Below are 17,724 nucleotides of genomic sequence, written 5' to 3' on the forward strand. Positions count from 1 at the left end.
ACTCATCCGTTATAGTATCTTGTTAATCATCCGCTTTCTTCCCTTTACTATCTGGCACAACAACTCCACCGCTTCCATAATAAGATGGTACCTCTCCTTGTACAATTCGCGTCGCAATCGGGATATGCTGTTTCACCTTAACTTCTTTTGTGCGAAAGGGAATAATCACCTGCAGCGTCACATCGACTTCCATGACCACTTCAATTGCGGTATTGTTAATCCCGTGTGGCTTTACATTTTGCTTAATATCCGTATTCACATGGCCGATTGTTGTAAAATCAATCGGAATATCTGGCCCTAAATTACCAAGGAGTGCATTATCCGTTATGCGCCCAAGGGGAACAGACATCGACACTCCGCTCTCTTCTGGCAAACCGAGCGCCTTCATATCCCCATTCTCTACTTGATGCAAATATTTCTCTATGTATGCAGTAGTCGATGTTAAAATCTCATTTACTTGCTTTGTATTTAAATCGATTGTGGATACTTTTCCATTCTTATCGTTTTGTACTTTCATTAATGAATCCACATCAAACCCTTCCTTAATCCGATCCTTTACTGCCTTCGTCATGACAACCGTTGCCATTTTATGTGTCTGCACTTCTCCATACTTGATCAATGTCGGCTGAATACTTTTATTCACAATCCAGAATCCTTGTAAAGTTAACAATAAAAAAATGATAAATGAGATGAGTAGTACATGCCGAAAAGGAAGCGGCCCTTTTCGAAACCGCGAAGCTTTTGGACGAAATGTACGCATAAGAAAACCCTCCTTCTTATATCATTTCTATGCAAGAAAGAGGGACGATATATGCTTATATCATTTTTAATAGTGCATCTTTTCCAATTGTTCCTGCTGGAATGCCTAAAGCCTCGGCCCCAGTCGTAACCGATTCAAGCGGTGCTTCAAGCAGTTGTTCAATTGTTCTCACACCAACTGCGCGGCCAGCAATAATTCCTCGGTCTCCTAATTTCTCATTTAAGAGACCGACATCTAAAGCGCCGCACATAATATATCCTTTATCGCTCATAACAGCCAGCAAATTTGTTTTTGGGAGCTTTACGCTAACCGCTATAAACGTATAGTTATCAATGATAATCGGTTCCACATTCACCATCGTTCACACACTCCTCTCTTTCTTATCTTTATGAAAAGAGAAAAATGAGTGTTACAGGTTAACTAGCCTATAGTTTAATGGAAGATGTATAAGTTATTAACATCTCTGCTAACACATCTCGTAACAGTTCTGGCATATAATATTGCTTTTCAGAAAGTGTGGATAGTTCTGGGTATAAGTACCCGAACGTAAACATATCAATCGTTCCAACAGTATATACGCGATCTAATTCTAAAGATTCCCCATTAATGAGCACATCTTTAAGTAAAATTTTATTTCCAGGAATCGTATCCGGAATAACTTCTATACCATCATAAATCATTTTCCCCATCACTTTCCCGCGAAAACCGAGCCCTTTTACTTCAAGCTCTTCCATACTTGGACAACGTGCTTTTAAAATAACTTCCCGTAATGTTTTACCTTTTACTTTTAGTGCACATGGATTAATAGGATGTGGACAAATGCGGTGAATATCGCCTCGTGTGACAATCCCTTCTTCTAATCCTTCTAATAATACACCCGCATTCACCATGCCCACTTCAGCATTACACCACTCTTTTAATGCACTTGCCAGCATACTAGGAAATGGTGTTTCCTTAAACCAATCAATTGGTAAAGGCTCCTTCAACTCAACCACAGGCTCTGCCATTATATTTTTACTTTCTTCTTGCAACATTTCAATTGTGGATAAAGGTTTGTTATAAGCACTTAAACGCTCTGTTTTAATCGCTCTACCATCCTTTTTCAACAACTGCCCTGTTTCCTTATCCACAGTAAGCTGAACATGGCCGATGTAGCGCCCCCACTTTTCACAGCAACAAAGTAAAGTTCCATTCACGAGAACACCACGTTCAAATAGGTGATGTGTATGCGCTCCTAAAATTACATCGATATCATAATTCTCCGCCATATACTCATCGGCACTTTTCCCAAGATGAGAAAGTACAACTGTAATATGCGCTTTATCTTTTACTTCTGCCAAAATGGATTCTAAATGCATCATCGGATCTTCAATATGCCAATCTAACATTTTATAGAACTCCGGATAGGCTACTGTTAAACCGATTAAAGCTATTGTAATCCCCTCTGTAGTTGTATGAAGTTTATACGGCTTCGCCCAAGTAGGACGAACGCCCTCTTTTTCAAATAAATTCGCTACGAGCACCTCAAATCCAGCATGATCATATAAATGGTTTAAATGCTCCTTCGCTAATGTAATCCCTTCATTATTTCCAATCGTTACATAATCATATAACGCCTCGTTTAATAACTTTGTATTTCCCAGTCCATTTGTTGCTTCCGTAATACTATGAAAACGATCCACGTGATCGCCAATATCTAACGTTAAAACAGATTCCCCCGCTTCTTGTCTTCGCTTTTTCTCTTCTAGTACAAACCTAGAAATTTGCGGCCAATTTTCAAAATGACTATGTATATCGTTTGTATGATAAAGGTGGATGATTGTTTCTTTATTGATATCCAGAGAAAAAACCTCCTCTCATTTCCTTACTGCATTTTACGCTACGCGCTTGCGATAATCCTGTAAATACTTTTCGCCTTTTCTTGCTATTTTACATTGTACTCTCATTAGGTGAAAAAGCAAAAAATTCTCCTTTTCATATAGAACTTCCCTTCTTTAAATATCTAACTTGTTTTTTGAAAGAAATACAAATTTCCTTCAAAAAACAAAAAATAATTCCCACCACTGATTATTAGCCTTCACCAATTGAACTTTTACGGGTAGTTAATCCGCTACCCGCCTTCTTTGCTTCTTCTGGGCTTTCAGATGGAAATCTTACTGATTGTTAATGTGGGAGAAATTTGAATATACTCACTCACATGAACATTTTTTATATAAAAATTCTGAAAATATATTGCATTTTTGATACGAAATATATATATTGTATATAGAGTGTATATACAATATAAAGACTAAGAGGGATTTGCATGCAAATAATTATTTCAAACAGTTCTAAGGAGCCAATTTACGAACAAGTTACCAATCAAATAAAATCACTAATTTTAACTGGTGATTTAAAAGAAGGATCGTCACTCCCATCAATGCGCCAGCTGGCAAAGGACTTACAGATTAGTGTTATTACGACAAAGCGCGCGTATGAGGAGCTAGAAAAAGCAGGCTTTATTTATTCAATTGTAGGTAAGGGCTCTTTTGTTGCTGAACAAAATTTAGATGTAGTACGTGAGAAAAAATTAAAAGTGATTGAAGAACAATTATTGGCTGTCATTACTAATAGTAAGGAAATTGGGCTACCCTTAACGGAACTGCAAGAATTATTAACTATTTTATATAAGGAGTAAACGATATGGAAAATATAGTAGAGCTACACAATGTTAGTAAAACATTTCAAGGTTTTTCAATAAAACAATTAAATTTACAAATTAAAAAAGGATTTGTAACAGGCTTCATTGGCGCAAATGGTGCAGGGAAATCGACAATCATTAAAATGATAATGAACTTATTAAAGCCAGATGCAGGCGAGATTAAAATTTTTGGATTAGACTATGCATCGCACGAAAAGGAAATTAAAGAGCGCATCGGTTTTGTTTTTGATAGTAACGTATTTTATGAAGGCTTAAATCTGAAAGATATTAAGCGAATCGTCGCACCTGCTTACAAAAATTGGGACGATACCATATTTAAGCGTTATATAGAGCAGTTTGAATTACCGATGAATAAAGCGATTAAAACTTTTTCAAAAGGTATGCAGATGAAAGCTTCATTAGCGCTTGCGCTATCACACCATGCCGAGTTGATTATTATGGATGAGCCAACAGCTGGCTTAGATCCAATATTTAGACGGGAGTTACTCGATTTACTGCATGAATTAATGCTGGATAGCAATCGTACAATTTTCTTCTCTACACATATTACGACGGATTTAGATCGCATCGCTGATTTTATTACCTTTTTAAAAAGGGGAAAATTAATCTTTAATCAGTCGATTCATGAGGTGGGAGAAAACTATGCTCTCGTCAAAGGCAGTACGGATTTATTAGATCGCGATACAGAAAAAGCCTTTATGCATGTTCATCGTGCACCAACTGGCTTTGAGGCATTAACGAATAATGTAGCCGAAGTTGAAGAAATTTTTGGTAATGAGGTTATAATTGAACGTGCCTCATTAGAAGATATTATGTATTATTCGAAAGGAGTAGGGTACCATGCTTAATTTAATCAAGCGCGATTTAATTTTACAGAAGAAACAATTGCTAGTTTATTTAGGCTGCATTATCTTTTTTATTGTGATGAACACGCACCCTATTTTGCTCTTTACAATTACAAGTATTTTTATTCCCTTTAATACGCATGCCTATGACGAAAAAACTGAAACAAATATTTTATTAAATTCTTTACCATATACCCGTAAGGAAATTGTCGCTTCACGCTATATTGGGGCAATTGTTTACATGTTGCTAGCAATTGCTGTAACAAGTTTAATGCTTATCATCTTTCAAAAGTCATTTACTATAGAGCATATTGTAATGGGCAATACACTATTTTTGCTATTTGCAGCCATTACCTTTCCACTATTTTATCAATTTAAGCAAAAGCATATGTCGTCCATTGTCATGGTTTCATTTTTAGCATCAGCTTATTTGGGTCCACCTGCTGTACAATTTCTAGCAACACAGTTTAGTACAGTTACCGATGCTATTTTCAGCTTATCTGTACCTGCATTGTATACCGTAGCTACATTTATTATCATATGTGCTTATATCATTTCATGGGGAGTATCATTCATCATTTATCAACGTAAAGCTTTTTAATTCAGAACATTTCCTATTATCAAAACTTCCTTAATGCATGATAGCATATACGCATCCATAACGAGATTATGGTTTCTTTATAGAAAACGAGAAAAACTCGAGATCTAAACATTTAGATCTCGAGTTTTTCCATGTCATTTATTGTCGAGCGGTCGATATCTCATGTCGAATCGCCGATATATTTGCCTCGCACAAAAAAGCGCCCTGCTTGGCAGGGCGCTTCCACTTTAAATATTAACCAATAGAACCTTCCATCTCAAACTTGATTAGGCGGTTCATTTCAACTGCGTATTCCATTGGAAGTTCGCGAGTGAATGGCTCGATGAAGCCCATTACGATCATTTCTGTTGCTTCTTGCTCAGAAATACCACGGCTCATTAGGTAGAATAATTGTTCTTCTGATACTTTTGATACTTTCGCTTCGTGCTCAAGTGAAACGTGATCGTTTTTAATCTCGTTGTAAGGGATTGTATCAGATGTAGATTGGTTATCCATGATTAACGTGTCACATTCGATGTTAGAGCGAGAATTTGTCGCTTTTGGTCCGAAGTGTACAATACCACGGTACGTTACTTTACCACCATGTTTTGCAATCGATTTAGAAACGATTGTTGAAGATGTATTTGGTGCTAAGTGAATCATTTTCGCACCAGCATCTTGGTGTTGGCCTTTACCAGCAATCGCGATAGATAATGTTAAACCACGAGCGCCTTCGCCTTTTAAGATAACTGCTGGGTATTTCATCGTTAATTTAGATCCGATGTTACCGTCAATCCATTCCATCGTTGCGTTTGCTTCACAAACAGCACGTTTTGTAACTAGGTTGTATACGTTGTTCGCCCAGTTTTGGATTGTTGTGTAACGGCAATATGCATCTTTCTTAATGATAATTTCTACTACCGCACTGTGCAGTGAGTTTGTTGTGTAAACAGGTGCTGTACAACCTTCTACGTAGTGGACGTGTGCGCCTTCGTCTACGATAATAAGCGTACGCTCGAATTGTCCCATATTTTCAGAGTTAATACGGAAATACGCTTGAAGTGGCGTATCAACTTTTACACCTTTTGGAACGTAGATGAATGATCCACCAGACCAAACTGCAGAGTTTAATGCTGCGAATTTGTTATCAGTTGGTGGGATTACTTTTCCGAAATGCTCACGGAAAATATCTTCGTTCTCTTTTAATGCGCTATCTGTATCTTTGAACACGATTCCTAGAGCTTCTAGGTCTTCTTTCATGTTGTGGTATACAACTTCAGATTCGTACTGTGCAGATACACCAGCTAAATATTTTTGCTCAGCTTCTGGAATACCTAATTTATCAAATGTTGCTTTAATTTCATCAGGTACTTCATCCCAAGACTTCTCAGATTTCTCAGATGGTTTTACGTAGTACGTAATTTCATCGAAATCTAAGTCGTTTAAGTCGCCGCCCCATTGTGGCATTGGCATTTCATAGAACTTATCCAGTGATTTCAAACGGAAGTCTAACATCCACTGTGGTTCTTCTTTCATACGTGAAATCTCTTCAACGATTTCTTTTGTTAAACCGCGTCCAGCACGGAAAATCGAAACGTCTTTATCCTTGAAACCATATTTATAATCGCCGATATCTGGCAGTTGCTTCGCCATGTTGGTATGTCCCTCCTTAGATAACCTCGTTTTTAGGAACCCTTCACATTACTTATCTTCGTTTAAGCCTTTTTCTAACGCTTTCCAAGCTAATGTTGCACATTTAATACGTGCTGGAAACTTGCATACGCCTTGTAATGCTTCAATATCTCCTAAATCTACGCTGTCATCATACTCTTTTCCTAGCATCATGTCAGAGAAAATTTTAGAAAGCTGAAGTGCTTCTTCAATTTTCTTTCCTTTTACTGCTTGCGTCATCATCGAAGCTGAAGACATAGAGATAGAACAACCTTCTCCTTCAAACTTCGCTTCTTGCACAATCCCATCTTCTACTTTCATCGTAAGTTGAATACGATCGCCGCAAGTTGGGTTGTTCAAGTTAACTGTAACACTATCTTCTAACACGCCATGGTTACGAGGATTTTTATAATGATCCATAATAACTTGACGATATAACGTATCTAAATTATTAAATGACATTTGTGAAATACTCCTTTGTTTTCGTTAGCGCTTCAACAAATGTATCAATTTCTTCTTTTGTATTATATAAATAGAAGCTTGCACGTGCTGTAGAAGAAGCTTTTAACCACTTCATAAGCGGTTGTGCACAGTGATGTCCTGCGCGAACCGCAATGCCTTCTACGTCTAATACTGTTGCCACATCGTGAGGATGTACTTCATCAATATTAAATGTCACAAGACCAGCGCGATGCTTTGGACCATAAATTGTTACGCCATCTACTTCTGATAGTCTTTCTAAAGCGTACTGCGCTAATTCATGTTCATGCTTTTCAATATTATCAAGACCGATCTCTTCTAGGAAATCAATTGCCGCTCCAAGTCCAATCGCGTTACCGATAATCGGTGTACCCGCTTCAAACTTCCACGGAAGTTCTTTCCACGTAGAATCTTGCAAGTCTACGAAATCAATCATTTCACCGCCAAATTCAATTGGCTCCATATTTTCTAGCAATTCCTTCTTACCATATAATACGCCGACACCTGTAGGCCCGCACATTTTATGAGCGGATAACGCGTAGAAATCACAGTTTAAATCTTGTACATCCACTTTCATATGAGGTGTACTTTGCGCACCATCAACGACCATAATTGCACCGTTTTGATGAGCGATTTCTGCAATTTCTTTTACAGGATTAATCGTTCCAAGTACGTTAGACACATACATGATAGAAACAATTTTTGTATTCGGTGTAATTGTTTGACGGGCATCTTCAATAGAGATAGTTCCGTCTGGCTGAAGCGGAAGATATTTTAAAGTTGCGCCTGTTTTCTTCGCAACTTGTTGCCACGGAATAATGTTACTATGGTGCTCCATGTAAGAGATGACGATTTCATCGCCTTCTTTTACATGTTCCAGGCCATAGCTGGCTGCTACTGTATTTAATGCAGTTGTTGTTCCGCGCGTGAAAATAATTTCTTCCATTGATTTTGCATTAATAAACTTGCGAACTTTCTCGCGTGCACCTTCATACGCATCGGTAGCTTTCGTACCGAGCGTATGAACACCGCGATGCACGTTAGAATTATATTCTTTATAGTAACGCTCTAACGTTTCAATGACTTGAATTGGTTTTTGAGAAGTTGCTGCACTATCGAAATATACAAGTTGTTTACCGTTCACCTTTTGATCAAGAATTGGAAACTGTTTGCGTATTTCATGAATATCCATTAGCGAACTTTCCTTTCAATTACCTCAACAAGCTGTGCTTTTACTCCTTCAATTGGAAGCTCATTTACTACAGGTGCTAAGAATCCATGGATGACTAAACGTTCTGCTTCTCTTTTCGGAATACCACGGCTCATTAGGTAGTATAGTTGAATTGGATCTACGCGACCTACAGAAGCTGCGTGACCTGCCATTACATCGTCTTCGTCAATCAGAAGAATTGGGTTTGCATCACCGCGTGCTTTTTCATTTAACATAAGAACGCGAGAAGATTGCTGTGCATTTGATTTAGATGCACCGTGTTCAATCTTACCGATTCCGTTAAAGATAGATGTTGCGCTATCTGTTTGTACACCGTGTTTTAAAATGAAGCCTTCAGAGTGTTTACCGAAGTGAACAACTTTCGTTGTAAAGTTTTGTGTTTGAGACCCGCGGCCAATTGTTACTGTTTTTGTATCAGCAAATGATCCGTCGCCCATTAAGTTCGTTACGTTCTCTGAAATTGTATTTCCGTCATTCATAAGGCCTAATGCCCACTCAATACGGCCGTCACGTCCTACAACACCGCGGCGGTTTACGTAAGATGTTACATCTTTCGCTAATAGATCAACTGCACCGAATTTCACTTGTGCACCTTGTTCTACGATTACTTCTGCCACGATATTTGCAATACCTGTAACAGTTTCATGTGCTACGTAGTTTTCTACGTATGTTGCAGAACTGTTCGCATCAGCTACAAATAATACGTGGTTATATACGTTTGCTTCTTCGCCGTCTACTAAGAATACAGCTTGAAGTGGCGTTTCAAGAACAACGTTTTTCGGAACATATACAAATGCTCCGCCGTTGATTAATGCTGCATGAAGTGCTGTTAAACGATGTTCGTCTACCTTCACACCGTCTTTCATTAAATACTTTTGTACTAGTTCAGCATGCTCATTTGCAGCTGTTACGATATCCGTGAAAATAACACCTTTTTCTTTCGCTTCATCAGCTAAAGAAACGAATGCAGTTGTACCAGTGCGGCCCACTAGTACGCTGTTATTTTCATCGATTAAGTTTTTCACCGTTTCTGGAAGTTCCGCTAAAGAACTTACAGGCTCTTGCTTAGGAGTAGCGCCTTTTCCGATAAAATCCCATTTATCGATTTTTGTTTTATCAGGCGTTGGCATTGGAAGTTCAGTTGCTTGTGCAAGAGCTTGTAAGCGGAACTCAGTCAACCAAGCAGCTTCGTTAACTTCGCTAGCGCGCTGACGGATTGTTTCTTGATCGAAAGGTAATGTACCGATTGTCATGTTTATGCTCCTCTCTTACGCTTCTTGCTCTGCTGTTTCGTCTTCAATACCTAGTTCTTTTTTAATCCAGTCGTAACCTTCAGCTTCTAGACGTTGTGCAAGCTCAGGGCCACCAGATTTAACAATGCGACCGTTCATCATAACGTGAACGAAGTCTGGAGTGATGTAGTTTAATAAACGTTGGTAATGCGTAATCATTAGGCAGCCGAACTCTTCGCCGCGCATTTCGTTAATACCTTTAGATACAACTTTTAATGCATCGATATCAAGACCAGAGTCGATTTCATCTAAGATTGCGATTTTTGGCTCAATCATCATTAATTGAAGAATTTCGTTACGTTTTTTCTCACCGCCAGAGAAACCTTCGTTTAAGTAACGTTGTGCCATTTCTGGATCCATTTCTAGGAACTCCATATTTTTATCTAATTTACGGATAAATTTCATAAGAGAAATTTCGTCGCCTTCTTCACGACGTGCGTTAATTGCAGAACGTAAGAAGTCAGCGTTTGTTACTCCGCTAATTTCACTTGGATATTGCATTGCTAGGAATAGACCCGCTTGTGCGCGCTCATCTACTTCCATTTCTAATACATCTTCACCGTCGATGATGATGCTACCTTCTGTTACTTCATATTTCGGGTGACCCATAATTGCAGAAGATAAAGTTGATTTACCTGTTCCGTTAGGTCCCATAATTGCGTGGATTTCTCCACCTTTTACTTCAAGGTTTACACCTTTTAAAATTTCTTTACCGTCGATTGATACATGTAAGTCTTTAACCGTTAATGTAGAACCAGCCATCTCAATACCTCCATTAATCCTCTATATACATTTTAAAAATTCCTAAAACATTCACATTCTCATTTTATTCTCATTCTAATTTTATATCAAATAAAATGATATCGCAAACGCTGAAAAAAAGTAACACTTTTTTCACAAATGTATATAAGTATTTCCCTCACATCCTACTATGATACACCTTTCTTCTTATTTATATAAAGAAAAAAGGGCTGGAAATTTCCTAGCCCCTTTCATGTCTACTCATTTACCGGAAGTACTGCTCCCTTATATTCTTTATTAATAAAATCTTGAATTTCTTTTGAATGTAAAACTTCTACTAATTCCTTAATTTCTTTTTTCTTTTCATCGCCTTTACGAACGGCAATAATATTTGCATACGGAGAATCTGATCCTTCAATTGCAATTGCATCTTTTGTAGGATTTAATTTTGCATCAATTGCATAGTTTGAATTAATGAATAACGCATCACCTTCATTATTTTCGTATAGCTTTGGCGAAAGCCCTGGCTCAACATCTGTTTTAAACTTCAAGTTCTTTGGATTCTCCACGATATCTTTGACTGTCGCTTTAACGATATCTACACCATCTTTCAGTTTAATGACGCCGCCTTTTTGCAATAATGCAAGCATACGACCGCGTTCTGCTACGTTATTACTCATAATAACCGTTCCACCATCTGGAAGGTCTTTTAATTTTTTATATTTTTTGGAATATATTCCCATTGGCTCTAAATGGATTTTCCCTGCATTTACAATTTTATATCCCTTTTCCTCGATCTCCTTATCTAAATAAGGAATGTGTTGAAAATAGTTGGCATCAATGTCTTTATCGGCTAACGCTTTATTAGGTAACACATAATCTTGGAATGTTTCAATTTTTAGTTTGATTCCTTTTTTCTCTAATATTGGCTGTGCTTTTTCTAAAATAACAGCATGTGGCACGTTAGAAGCTCCCACAACAAGTGTACTTTCATCTTTCCCGCCGCAAGCAGCTAATGCAAATACAAAGACTGCTATAAAAATGGTTAATATAATTTTCTTCATCAGATGTCACCCTTATTTTTGTAATTTTCATAACTTTTTTCATATATGCATTTTATTAGGTACAAAATAAGAGCTGGCATTTACCAGCCCTTTTGATACCTACTATTCTTTTACAGGAACAACTGCGCCTTTATATTCCTTGTCAATGAAGTCTTCAATTTCTTTAGAATGCAGCACTTCTACAAGAGCTTTAATTTCTTTCTTATCTTTATCACCTTTACGAACCGCTACTACGTTTGCATATGGAGAGTCATTTCCTTCAATCGCGATTGCATCTTTTTCTGGGTTTAATTTCGCATCAATCGCATAGTTAGAGTTAATTAGAACAGCATCGCCTTCTTTATTGTTATACACTTGTGGCAATAAACCAGGCTCGATATCCGTTTTAAATTTTAGATTTTTTGGATTATCTGCAATATCTTTTGTAGTTGCTTTAACTGGATCTACCCCATCTTTAATTTTTAAAATACCTTCTTTTTGTAAAATCGCTAAACCACGTCCATGGTCAGCGACAGAGTTACTCATAATAATCGTCGCTCCATCTGGAAGGTCTTTTAAGCTCTTATACTTTTGAGAATATACACCAATTGGTTCTAAATGAATTTTTCCGGCTACTTCAAAATCGTATTTTTTATCTTTAATTTCTTTTTCTAAGTATGGAATGTGTTGGAAGTAGTTCGCATCTAATTCCTTATCCGCTAATGATTTATTCGGCAATACATAGTCTTGGAATGTTTCAATTTTTAATTCAATTCCCTTTTTCTCTAATAAAGGTTTTGCCTTTTCTAAGATAACAGCGTGCGGTACGTTAGAAGCTCCTACAACAAGTTTCTTTTCATCTTTATCTTTCCCACCACAAGCAGCTAAACCAAAAATTGACGTTGAAATAAGTGCTGTAAGTAATAATTTTTTCATTTGAAACACCCTCCCATTTTAATTATCGTTTATCAATTCGAATTGTTACACGATCACCAATCCACTGAATTAAAAATACAACGAGTAATACACAAATTGTTGCAACGATTGTTACATCGTTATTTCCACGCTGAAATCCTTCTAAATAAGCAAGTGTACCAAGACCACCAGCACCGACAACACCAGCCATCGCTGTATAGCCTACAAGTGCAATTGTCGTTACTGTAATACCAGATACAAGTGCTGGCAAAGATTCTGGAATCAATACTTTCCAAATAATCGTACTCGTTTTTGCTCCCATTGCTTTTGAAGCTTCTATTACTCCTTTATCAATCTCACGAAGTGCAATTTCAACCATCCTTGCATAAAATGGTGCCGCTCCAATAATTAAAGCTGGTAGTGCTGCGCTTGCTCCAAGAATTGTTCCAAGGAGAATCTTCGTAAATGGAATTAATAAAATAATTAAAATGATAAATGGAATGGAACGAAAGATATTTACAAATGCTCCAATCGCTGTGTGAATCGCTCTATTTTCCCATAAATTATCCTTTGCCGTCATGAAAAGTAATAGTCCTAAAATAAGACCTAAAACAAATGTCGCAAATGCTGCGATTGCCGTCATATATAATGTTTCACCTGTTGCTTCTAGCATTTGATTCCAGTCGACGTTCGCGAGTAACTTATCCATGTGCAATCACCTCCAGCTCTACTTGCTCTTGATGGATTCCTGCTATTGCTTGTTGGATTGCCACTTCCTCACCATTTAAGTGAATCACTAAACTTCCATACGATCCATTGTTTGTTTGAGCAATATTCCCTTGAAGTACACTTACTTCTATATCATCCCGCCTCATTAATCTCTGGAGTACTGGACGCTCTACAGAATCACCAATAAACTGTAAACGAATGACTTTTCCATCTGGATATTTTTCTAATAAACTCTCAATTGTTTCATTTGTATCTTCAGAATCTGTTAGCTGTTGTACAAATCGCTTTGTAATCTCCTTCTGTGGGTTACGGAATACCTCTAGTACAGGACCCGTCTCTACAATTTTTCCTTTTTCCATGACTGCAACACGATTACAAATTTTACGAATCACATGCATCTCATGTGTAATAAGTACAATTGTTAAGCCAAGACGTTTATTAATATCTAGTAGTAAATCTAAAATTTGATCTGTTGTTTCAGGGTCAAGCGCTGACGTCGCTTCATCACATAGCAGCACTTTCGGATTATTTGCTAATGCTCTCGCAATCCCAACGCGCTGCTTTTGTCCACCGCTTAATTGAGACGGATATGCATCGCCTCTTCCTTCTAATCCAACAAGATGAATTAACTCATCTACTCGTTTTTTTCGCTTTTCCTTATCCACTCCCGCAATTTCAAGTGGAAAAGCAATGTTCTCACGTACAGTTCGTGACCACAGTAAATTAAAATGTTGAAAAATCATTCCGATTTCTTGTCTTGCCTTTCGAAGTTCATTCCCAGTAATTGCTGAAATCACACGATTTGCTATCGTAATCTGTCCTGAAGTTGGTTTCTCTAATTGATTAAATAATCTGATTAAAGAACTTTTACCAGCGCCACTATATCCGATAACACCAAAGATCTCGCCTTTTTCTATTTTTAAATTGGCATCATCTACAGCAGTGACATCACCGCTTTTTGATTTATATATTTTCTTTACATTTTCCAATAAAATCATGATGTTCACCCCTTTTTGAATTAAAAAGCGTAAGCAGCTCGTTCAGATTTACTCCCACAATTTTTATTTTTGGTGTAAGAATTACTTAAATCTAACCGTCGCCATAGCTAAATTTCTTATTAGCTCCTCTTATTATTCGAATGTCCTCCTCATTCAAACAACAAAAAAACCTTTCTGCTTTTAGAATGAGCAGAAAGGTTTATATGCGTATATCAACATGATCCCTTCCTCTCATCTCTCAAAGCATTTGCTTTGCAGGAATTGGCACCATTTCAATCTAAAAATTGACGGTTGCCGGGCTTCACAGGGCTCAGTCCCTCCACCTCTCTTGATAAGAGAAATCAGATTTAATTTTCGTCTGATTTGAAATTTATGAAATTGTCTATATTTTATGACTTGAATTGTATCAATATACACCCACTATGTCAACAAAAAAATTCTTAAAAAACGAAACTTCAGACTATTAAGCACCTACTGGCATTGGCTTACATATATGAAATACGGATTCTAATAATAACATCGTACGATACGTTCCGTTATATTGCACACGTCCGCTGTGCAATAGTGTTTGCAACCGAACATTTCCAGTAACTAATCGCCTTAAATCTTCTTCCTGAAAGCAAATAAGTTGTTCCGTTCCCCGTGTCTCTTTCAAAAGCTGTATATACTCTCTTGAAATTTGAAGTGAGCAACACTCATCTCCAAAACGAAAATTGATCGTTTTTTCTCCTTGCCGAAGAAGCGGTTCTAGATGATATTGGCTATTAGCATACGTTACAAATGATTGAAGCAACGAATATAATCTCATTCTAGTCACATCCTTCATCTCACTTTCTCCTAATACCATTCCATCTTCTCAAACAGCAATCCTGTTACTTTCTCTCGACAAATAACGTACCGCTTTGATACCTCGACATATTTCCCAGAAAATATGTCGAGGCGGCAAAAACTTTGCCGCCTACTGTAATTCTTTATATAAATATTCAACTGAATGAAATGCATATATTTTCTTCACAATTGTTCCACGCTCAAATACGAGTAAGCAAGGTACACTTTCTACTTCATACTCTCGCGCTAAATGCGGGGCATAGTTTAAGTCTAGCATTCCTATTTCTAATTCAGATATAGTTGCTTCTACCACTGTTAGCATCTTCTTTGCTAATTGGCATGTTCCACACATCGGTGTATATACATATAACACTGTTTTTTCTTGGTCTGCTATTAGAGCTGTAGCTTCAGCACCTGTCCAGTCAATCACTTCTATCATTCCTTACCGTAAATATTCTGTATAAACGTCAATGTCAGCTCCCCATAATACGTTCGCTAAATGATTAGAAGGAGCAGTAGCCACTTCACGGTACGAACGATCAATGTAAATATGCTCGGCCTGCGGGAATTCTTTTCGAAATTGTTTTCTAAGCTTTTCACCTGCAGCATCAGCATCCACTAATACATACACTTCTTTATCAAAAAACTGATCAATGAGCTCATCCATTTTCGACAAACCAATTGTACCATTTGTACAAACAATTTCCACTGGTTCACGAATAATAGATTCAATCTTTCTTCTATCTGATTTTCCTTCGACAATAATGACTTTCTCTACATAGACCATACGTCATCACCCGATCACCATATACTATAAAACAACCTTACTTTAGTATATAGTATATTCGATATTTTCATGTTGTTTCCTGTTTATTTTTACAAAGAAAAGCGGAGGCGGCTCACTCAGAATGTGAGGGGGATGGAGCTAAATCAAGAAAAGCGCAAGCGGCTCGTTCAGAACAGGAGGACGTTGGAACTCCTGACGTAGAGGCGCTCTTTGCCTCGCAGGAAGGAGTGAAACGACCGACTGTTCTAGCCGCTAGAGCTAGACAAAGAAAAGCGCAAGCGGCTCGTTCAGAATGTGAAGGGGATGGAGGTTCTGACATAGAGGCACTCTTTCATTCACACAATACAAAATAAAAAGGACAGCACACTGGCTGCCCTTTTTGGTGACTAGAATTAGTCCTGGTTTGTCATTTCTGCATATTTTTCTGCAGATAATAACTTTTCTAATTGGCTTTCATCAGAAAGTTCAACTTTAACCATCCATGCACCTTCGTACGGAGATTCGTTAACAAGTTCTGGTTGGTCACTTAATTCTTCGTTTACTGCTACAACTTTACCACTTACAGGTGCGTATAATTCAGAAACTGTTTTAACAGATTCTACACTTCCGAATGGCTCGTCAGCTTCAAGTGTTGCACCTACTTCAGGAAGTTCAACGAATACGATATCGCCTAACTCGTTTTGTGCAAAATGAGTAATACCGATAACAACTTGGTTGCCTTCAGTTTTTACCCATTCGTGTTCTTCAGAGTAACGTAAATGATTTGGAATGCTCATGACTGTACCTCCAGTGAATGTATTAATTATGTAAAAATACCTTATTGGTACTTTTTCCACACACTTTCAAACTGCTCTTCGTTAAAACCAAGTGTTACATTCGTGCCATCTGTTACGATTGGACGTTTAATCAACATGCCATCAGACGCTAAAAGTTCAAACATTTCGTCCTCACTTGCATCCTTTAATTTATCTTTTAAGCCAAGTTCACGGTAACGCATTCCACTTGTATTAAAGAATTTTTTTAATGGCAATTCACTTTTTGCATGTAAATTACGCAAATCTTCTTTTGACGGTGGATTTTCAACAATATGAATCATTTCATATGCTACATCGTTTGCCTCAAACCATTTTTTCGCTTTTTGACATGTGCCACACTTTGGATATGAATAAAATGTTACTGTCATAAATTCACCTACTTTTTTACTAACCTTTACCTTTATCATATAGAAAACGTTTTATTATTTCAAACGATTCTTCTCTAAACTTTAACTTATTTCGTGATAATTTTCTTTTATCCTGCAAATTTTTCTTATTTTTCCGGTATTTCTGTATAAATTGCAAGTATAAAAATATATATGTATGCCGAATACACATATTAAACAAACGTTTATTTAATAGATTCGCCGCTACAAAAGCGAACATACGTCTTAAACAAACGTTTGATTAATTGAACTCCCTCTACACGAGCTTAAGATAGGGGGGATTCTCCGTTAAAATGATAAAAAAAGCTCCTAATCTAGAGCTCCTTCACTGTCTACTCAAATAATCCGCAATCGTTTGAAACACGTATATATACATATTATGAATACTTTGCTCTGAAATCGTATCATTGTATAAATCAGTGCCCCAAAATTGCCCTTCCCCACTTCCTATATTTACAAATCCTTGTGTATACATCATCGCTCTATCTCTTGGTGCATTGTTATAATCTAGATCTTTTTCAGTAAAAATTAAATACGGTCGATCTTTTAAACCAACAAAAAACACTGGCTTTTTTAAGCCTAAAAATAGATCTGTATATTTTTCTTTTGATGCTTCTTCAAAATGTTCTTTCATAACAAGAAATCCATCAACTTTCTCTGATTTCTCCTTCATTTCATCTAACTTTACCTTCTCAAACTTTATATTTCGAAACGTGTCTTTTGGCGCTTCACCGACAACTCCAATTGTCAATGCCCTTCCGCTATACTCTTGAACAAGCGGTATATCCTTATTCTTTGCACACCCAGCTCCTACTAGGCATAACAATATAAGAAAACAAAAATTAAGCGAACGCTTCATTTCTACTCCCCCATCCCAAAAGTCAAGTGACAAAAATGTAAGGCAAATCCAAAAAATGTAAGT

21 protein-coding genes and 1 riboswitch are annotated in these 17,724 nt (G+C 37.2%); of the genes, 3 read left to right on the forward strand and 18 right to left on the reverse strand.

The window, feature by feature from the left end; all coding sequences use genetic code 11:
• Nucleotides 1–22: 22 nt before the first annotated feature.
• From yunB to AC1M36_RS15940, 3 genes are all read right to left on the reverse strand, one after another.
• On the reverse strand, nt 23–760 hold the full coding sequence (gene yunB / locus AC1M36_RS15930) for a sporulation protein YunB (RefSeq protein WP_336453428.1): 738 nt from the start codon (nt 758–760) through the stop codon (nt 23–25).
• A gap of 55 nt (nt 761–815) precedes the next feature.
• Entirely contained in the window at nt 816–1,118 is a 303-nt protein-coding gene (locus tag AC1M36_RS15935) for a YunC family protein (RefSeq protein ID WP_026594181.1), read from the reverse strand.
• Between the two features lie 67 nt (nt 1,119–1,185).
• Nucleotides 1,186–2,601, reverse strand: coding sequence for a bifunctional metallophosphatase/5'-nucleotidase (locus AC1M36_RS15940; protein ID WP_431612963.1), 1,416 nt, complete (start codon nt 2,599–2,601; stop codon nt 1,186–1,188).
• A 464-nt stretch (nt 2,602–3,065) separates the two neighbouring features.
• Here AC1M36_RS15940 and AC1M36_RS15945 point away from each other — a divergent pair, with 464 nt between their 5' ends.
• The 3 genes from AC1M36_RS15945 to AC1M36_RS15955 are packed head-to-tail and all read left to right on the forward strand — an operon-like array spanning nt 3,066 to nt 4,907.
• Complete coding sequence (locus tag AC1M36_RS15945) at nt 3,066–3,437, forward strand: GntR family transcriptional regulator (RefSeq protein ID WP_336453427.1); 372 nt, start codon at nt 3,066–3,068, stop codon at nt 3,435–3,437.
• Between the two features lie 5 nt (nt 3,438–3,442).
• A complete protein-coding gene (locus AC1M36_RS15950; protein WP_336453426.1) occupies nt 3,443–4,309 on the forward strand; it encodes an ABC transporter ATP-binding protein in 867 nt (288 codons plus the stop codon).
• Nucleotides 4,302–4,907 (forward strand): ABC-2 transporter permease, encoded by a 606-nt coding sequence (locus AC1M36_RS15955; RefSeq protein WP_479846034.1) that lies wholly within the window; start codon nt 4,302–4,304, stop codon nt 4,905–4,907. The genes AC1M36_RS15950 and AC1M36_RS15955 overlap by 8 nt, the downstream gene beginning before the upstream one ends.
• Before the next feature lie 234 nt (nt 4,908–5,141).
• Here the strand turns inward: AC1M36_RS15955 and sufB are convergent, their stop codons facing one another.
• The 15 genes from sufB to AC1M36_RS16030 all read right to left on the reverse strand — a co-directional run bounded on the left by sufB (nt 5,142) and on the right by AC1M36_RS16030 (nt 17,661).
• Entirely contained in the window at nt 5,142–6,539 is a 1,398-nt protein-coding gene (gene sufB / locus AC1M36_RS15960) for a Fe-S cluster assembly protein SufB (RefSeq protein ID WP_336453424.1), read from the reverse strand.
• A gap of 48 nt (nt 6,540–6,587) precedes the next feature.
• On the reverse strand, nt 6,588–7,019 hold the full coding sequence (gene sufU, locus AC1M36_RS15965; RefSeq protein WP_017153241.1) for a Fe-S cluster assembly sulfur transfer protein SufU: 432 nt from the start codon (nt 7,017–7,019) through the stop codon (nt 6,588–6,590).
• The gene (gene sufS, locus AC1M36_RS15970; RefSeq protein WP_336453423.1) at nt 7,009–8,229 is read right to left on the reverse strand and encodes a cysteine desulfurase SufS; all 1,221 of its coding nucleotides are present in this window, start codon (nt 8,227–8,229) and stop codon (nt 7,009–7,011) included. Before sufS ends, sufU begins: the two co-directional genes overlap by 11 nt.
• A complete protein-coding gene (gene sufD / locus AC1M36_RS15975; RefSeq protein WP_336453422.1) occupies nt 8,229–9,521 on the reverse strand; it encodes a Fe-S cluster assembly protein SufD in 1,293 nt (430 codons plus the stop codon). The genes sufS and sufD overlap by 1 nt, the downstream gene beginning before the upstream one ends.
• 15 nt (nt 9,522–9,536) lie before the next feature.
• A complete protein-coding gene (gene sufC / locus AC1M36_RS15980; protein ID WP_017153244.1) occupies nt 9,537–10,322 on the reverse strand; it encodes a Fe-S cluster assembly ATPase SufC in 786 nt (261 codons plus the stop codon).
• A gap of 236 nt (nt 10,323–10,558) precedes the next feature.
• Nucleotides 10,559–11,365, reverse strand: a complete 807-nt coding sequence (gene metQ / locus AC1M36_RS15985; protein ID WP_479846035.1) for a methionine ABC transporter substrate-binding lipoprotein MetQ — start codon at nt 11,363–11,365, stop codon at nt 10,559–10,561.
• A 102-nt stretch (nt 11,366–11,467) separates the two neighbouring features.
• The gene (metQ, locus tag AC1M36_RS15990; protein ID WP_336453419.1) at nt 11,468–12,280 is read right to left on the reverse strand and encodes a methionine ABC transporter substrate-binding lipoprotein MetQ; all 813 of its coding nucleotides are present in this window, start codon (nt 12,278–12,280) and stop codon (nt 11,468–11,470) included.
• 22 nt (nt 12,281–12,302) lie between these two features.
• A complete protein-coding gene (locus tag AC1M36_RS15995) occupies nt 12,303–12,968 on the reverse strand; it encodes a methionine ABC transporter permease (RefSeq protein ID WP_336453418.1) in 666 nt (221 codons plus the stop codon).
• Complete coding sequence (locus tag AC1M36_RS16000) at nt 12,961–13,986, reverse strand: methionine ABC transporter ATP-binding protein (RefSeq protein WP_336453417.1); 1,026 nt, start codon at nt 13,984–13,986, stop codon at nt 12,961–12,963. Before AC1M36_RS16000 ends, AC1M36_RS15995 begins: the two co-directional genes overlap by 8 nt.
• Nucleotides 13,987–14,214: 228 nt before the next feature.
• Nucleotides 14,215–14,324: riboswitch (SAM riboswitch) on the reverse strand.
• A gap of 125 nt (nt 14,325–14,449) precedes the next feature.
• Nucleotides 14,450–14,794, reverse strand: coding sequence for a hypothetical protein (locus tag AC1M36_RS16005; protein ID WP_336453497.1), 345 nt, complete (start codon nt 14,792–14,794; stop codon nt 14,450–14,452).
• 150 nt (nt 14,795–14,944) lie between these two features.
• Nucleotides 14,945–15,253, reverse strand: a complete 309-nt coding sequence (locus AC1M36_RS16010; protein ID WP_336453416.1) for a thioredoxin family protein — start codon at nt 15,251–15,253, stop codon at nt 14,945–14,947.
• A gap of 3 nt (nt 15,254–15,256) precedes the next feature.
• Nucleotides 15,257–15,601, reverse strand: a complete 345-nt coding sequence (locus tag AC1M36_RS16015) for a toprim domain-containing protein (protein ID WP_000263236.1) — start codon at nt 15,599–15,601, stop codon at nt 15,257–15,259.
• A 392-nt stretch (nt 15,602–15,993) separates the two neighbouring features.
• On the reverse strand, nt 15,994–16,377 hold the full coding sequence (gene gcvH, locus AC1M36_RS16020) for a glycine cleavage system protein GcvH (protein WP_336453415.1): 384 nt from the start codon (nt 16,375–16,377) through the stop codon (nt 15,994–15,996).
• Between the two features lie 41 nt (nt 16,378–16,418).
• On the reverse strand, nt 16,419–16,784 hold the full coding sequence (locus AC1M36_RS16025; RefSeq protein ID WP_026049293.1) for an arsenate reductase family protein: 366 nt from the start codon (nt 16,782–16,784) through the stop codon (nt 16,419–16,421).
• A 343-nt stretch (nt 16,785–17,127) separates the two neighbouring features.
• On the reverse strand, nt 17,128–17,661 hold the full coding sequence (locus AC1M36_RS16030) for a hypothetical protein (protein WP_479846036.1): 534 nt from the start codon (nt 17,659–17,661) through the stop codon (nt 17,128–17,130).
• Between the last annotated feature and the right edge of the window lie 63 nt (nt 17,662–17,724).

It is taken from the genome of Bacillus sp. Medicinal_06 (assembly GCF_056711665.1).

Coding starts and splice junctions, on each gene's coding strand:
- metQ (WP_336453419.1), bottom strand. CDS start 12,280: ATGAAAAAATTATTACTTACAGCACTTATTTCAACGTCAATTTTTGGT.
- AC1M36_RS15935 (WP_026594181.1), bottom strand. CDS start 1,118: ATGGTGAATGTGGAACCGATTATCATTGATAACTATACGTTTATAGCG.
- gcvH (WP_336453415.1), bottom strand. CDS start 16,377: ATGAGCATTCCAAATCATTTACGTTACTCTGAAGAACACGAATGGGTA.
- AC1M36_RS16030 (WP_479846036.1), bottom strand. CDS start 17,661: ATGAAGCGTTCGCTTAATTTTTGTTTTCTTATATTGTTATGCCTAGTA.
- AC1M36_RS16025 (WP_026049293.1), bottom strand. CDS start 16,784: ATGACAGTAACATTTTATTCATATCCAAAGTGTGGCACATGTCAAAAA.
- sufC (WP_017153244.1), bottom strand. CDS start 10,322: ATGGCTGGTTCTACATTAACGGTTAAAGACTTACATGTATCAATCGAC.
- yunB (WP_336453428.1), bottom strand. CDS start 760: ATGCGTACATTTCGTCCAAAAGCTTCGCGGTTTCGAAAAGGGCCGCTT.
- AC1M36_RS16010 (WP_336453416.1), bottom strand. CDS start 15,253: ATGATAGAAGTGATTGACTGGACAGGTGCTGAAGCTACAGCTCTAATA.
- AC1M36_RS16015 (WP_000263236.1), bottom strand. CDS start 15,601: ATGGTCTATGTAGAGAAAGTCATTATTGTCGAAGGAAAATCAGATAGA.
- AC1M36_RS15945 (WP_336453427.1), top strand. CDS start 3,066: ATGCAAATAATTATTTCAAACAGTTCTAAGGAGCCAATTTACGAACAA.
- AC1M36_RS15995 (WP_336453418.1), bottom strand. CDS start 12,968: ATGGATAAGTTACTCGCGAACGTCGACTGGAATCAAATGCTAGAAGCA.
- sufD (WP_336453422.1), bottom strand. CDS start 9,521: ATGACAATCGGTACATTACCTTTCGATCAAGAAACAATCCGTCAGCGC.
- sufS (WP_336453423.1), bottom strand. CDS start 8,229: ATGGATATTCATGAAATACGCAAACAGTTTCCAATTCTTGATCAAAAG.
- sufB (WP_336453424.1), bottom strand. CDS start 6,539: ATGGCGAAGCAACTGCCAGATATCGGCGATTATAAATATGGTTTCAAG.
- sufU (WP_017153241.1), bottom strand. CDS start 7,019: ATGTCATTTAATAATTTAGATACGTTATATCGTCAAGTTATTATGGAT.
- AC1M36_RS15955 (WP_479846034.1), top strand. CDS start 4,302: ATGCTTAATTTAATCAAGCGCGATTTAATTTTACAGAAGAAACAATTG.
- AC1M36_RS16000 (WP_336453417.1), bottom strand. CDS start 13,986: ATGATTTTATTGGAAAATGTAAAGAAAATATATAAATCAAAAAGCGGT.
- metQ (WP_479846035.1), bottom strand. CDS start 11,365: ATGAAGAAAATTATATTAACCATTTTTATAGCAGTCTTTGTATTTGCA.
- AC1M36_RS16005 (WP_336453497.1), bottom strand. CDS start 14,794: ATGAGATTATATTCGTTGCTTCAATCATTTGTAACGTATGCTAATAGC.
- AC1M36_RS15950 (WP_336453426.1), top strand. CDS start 3,443: ATGGAAAATATAGTAGAGCTACACAATGTTAGTAAAACATTTCAAGGT.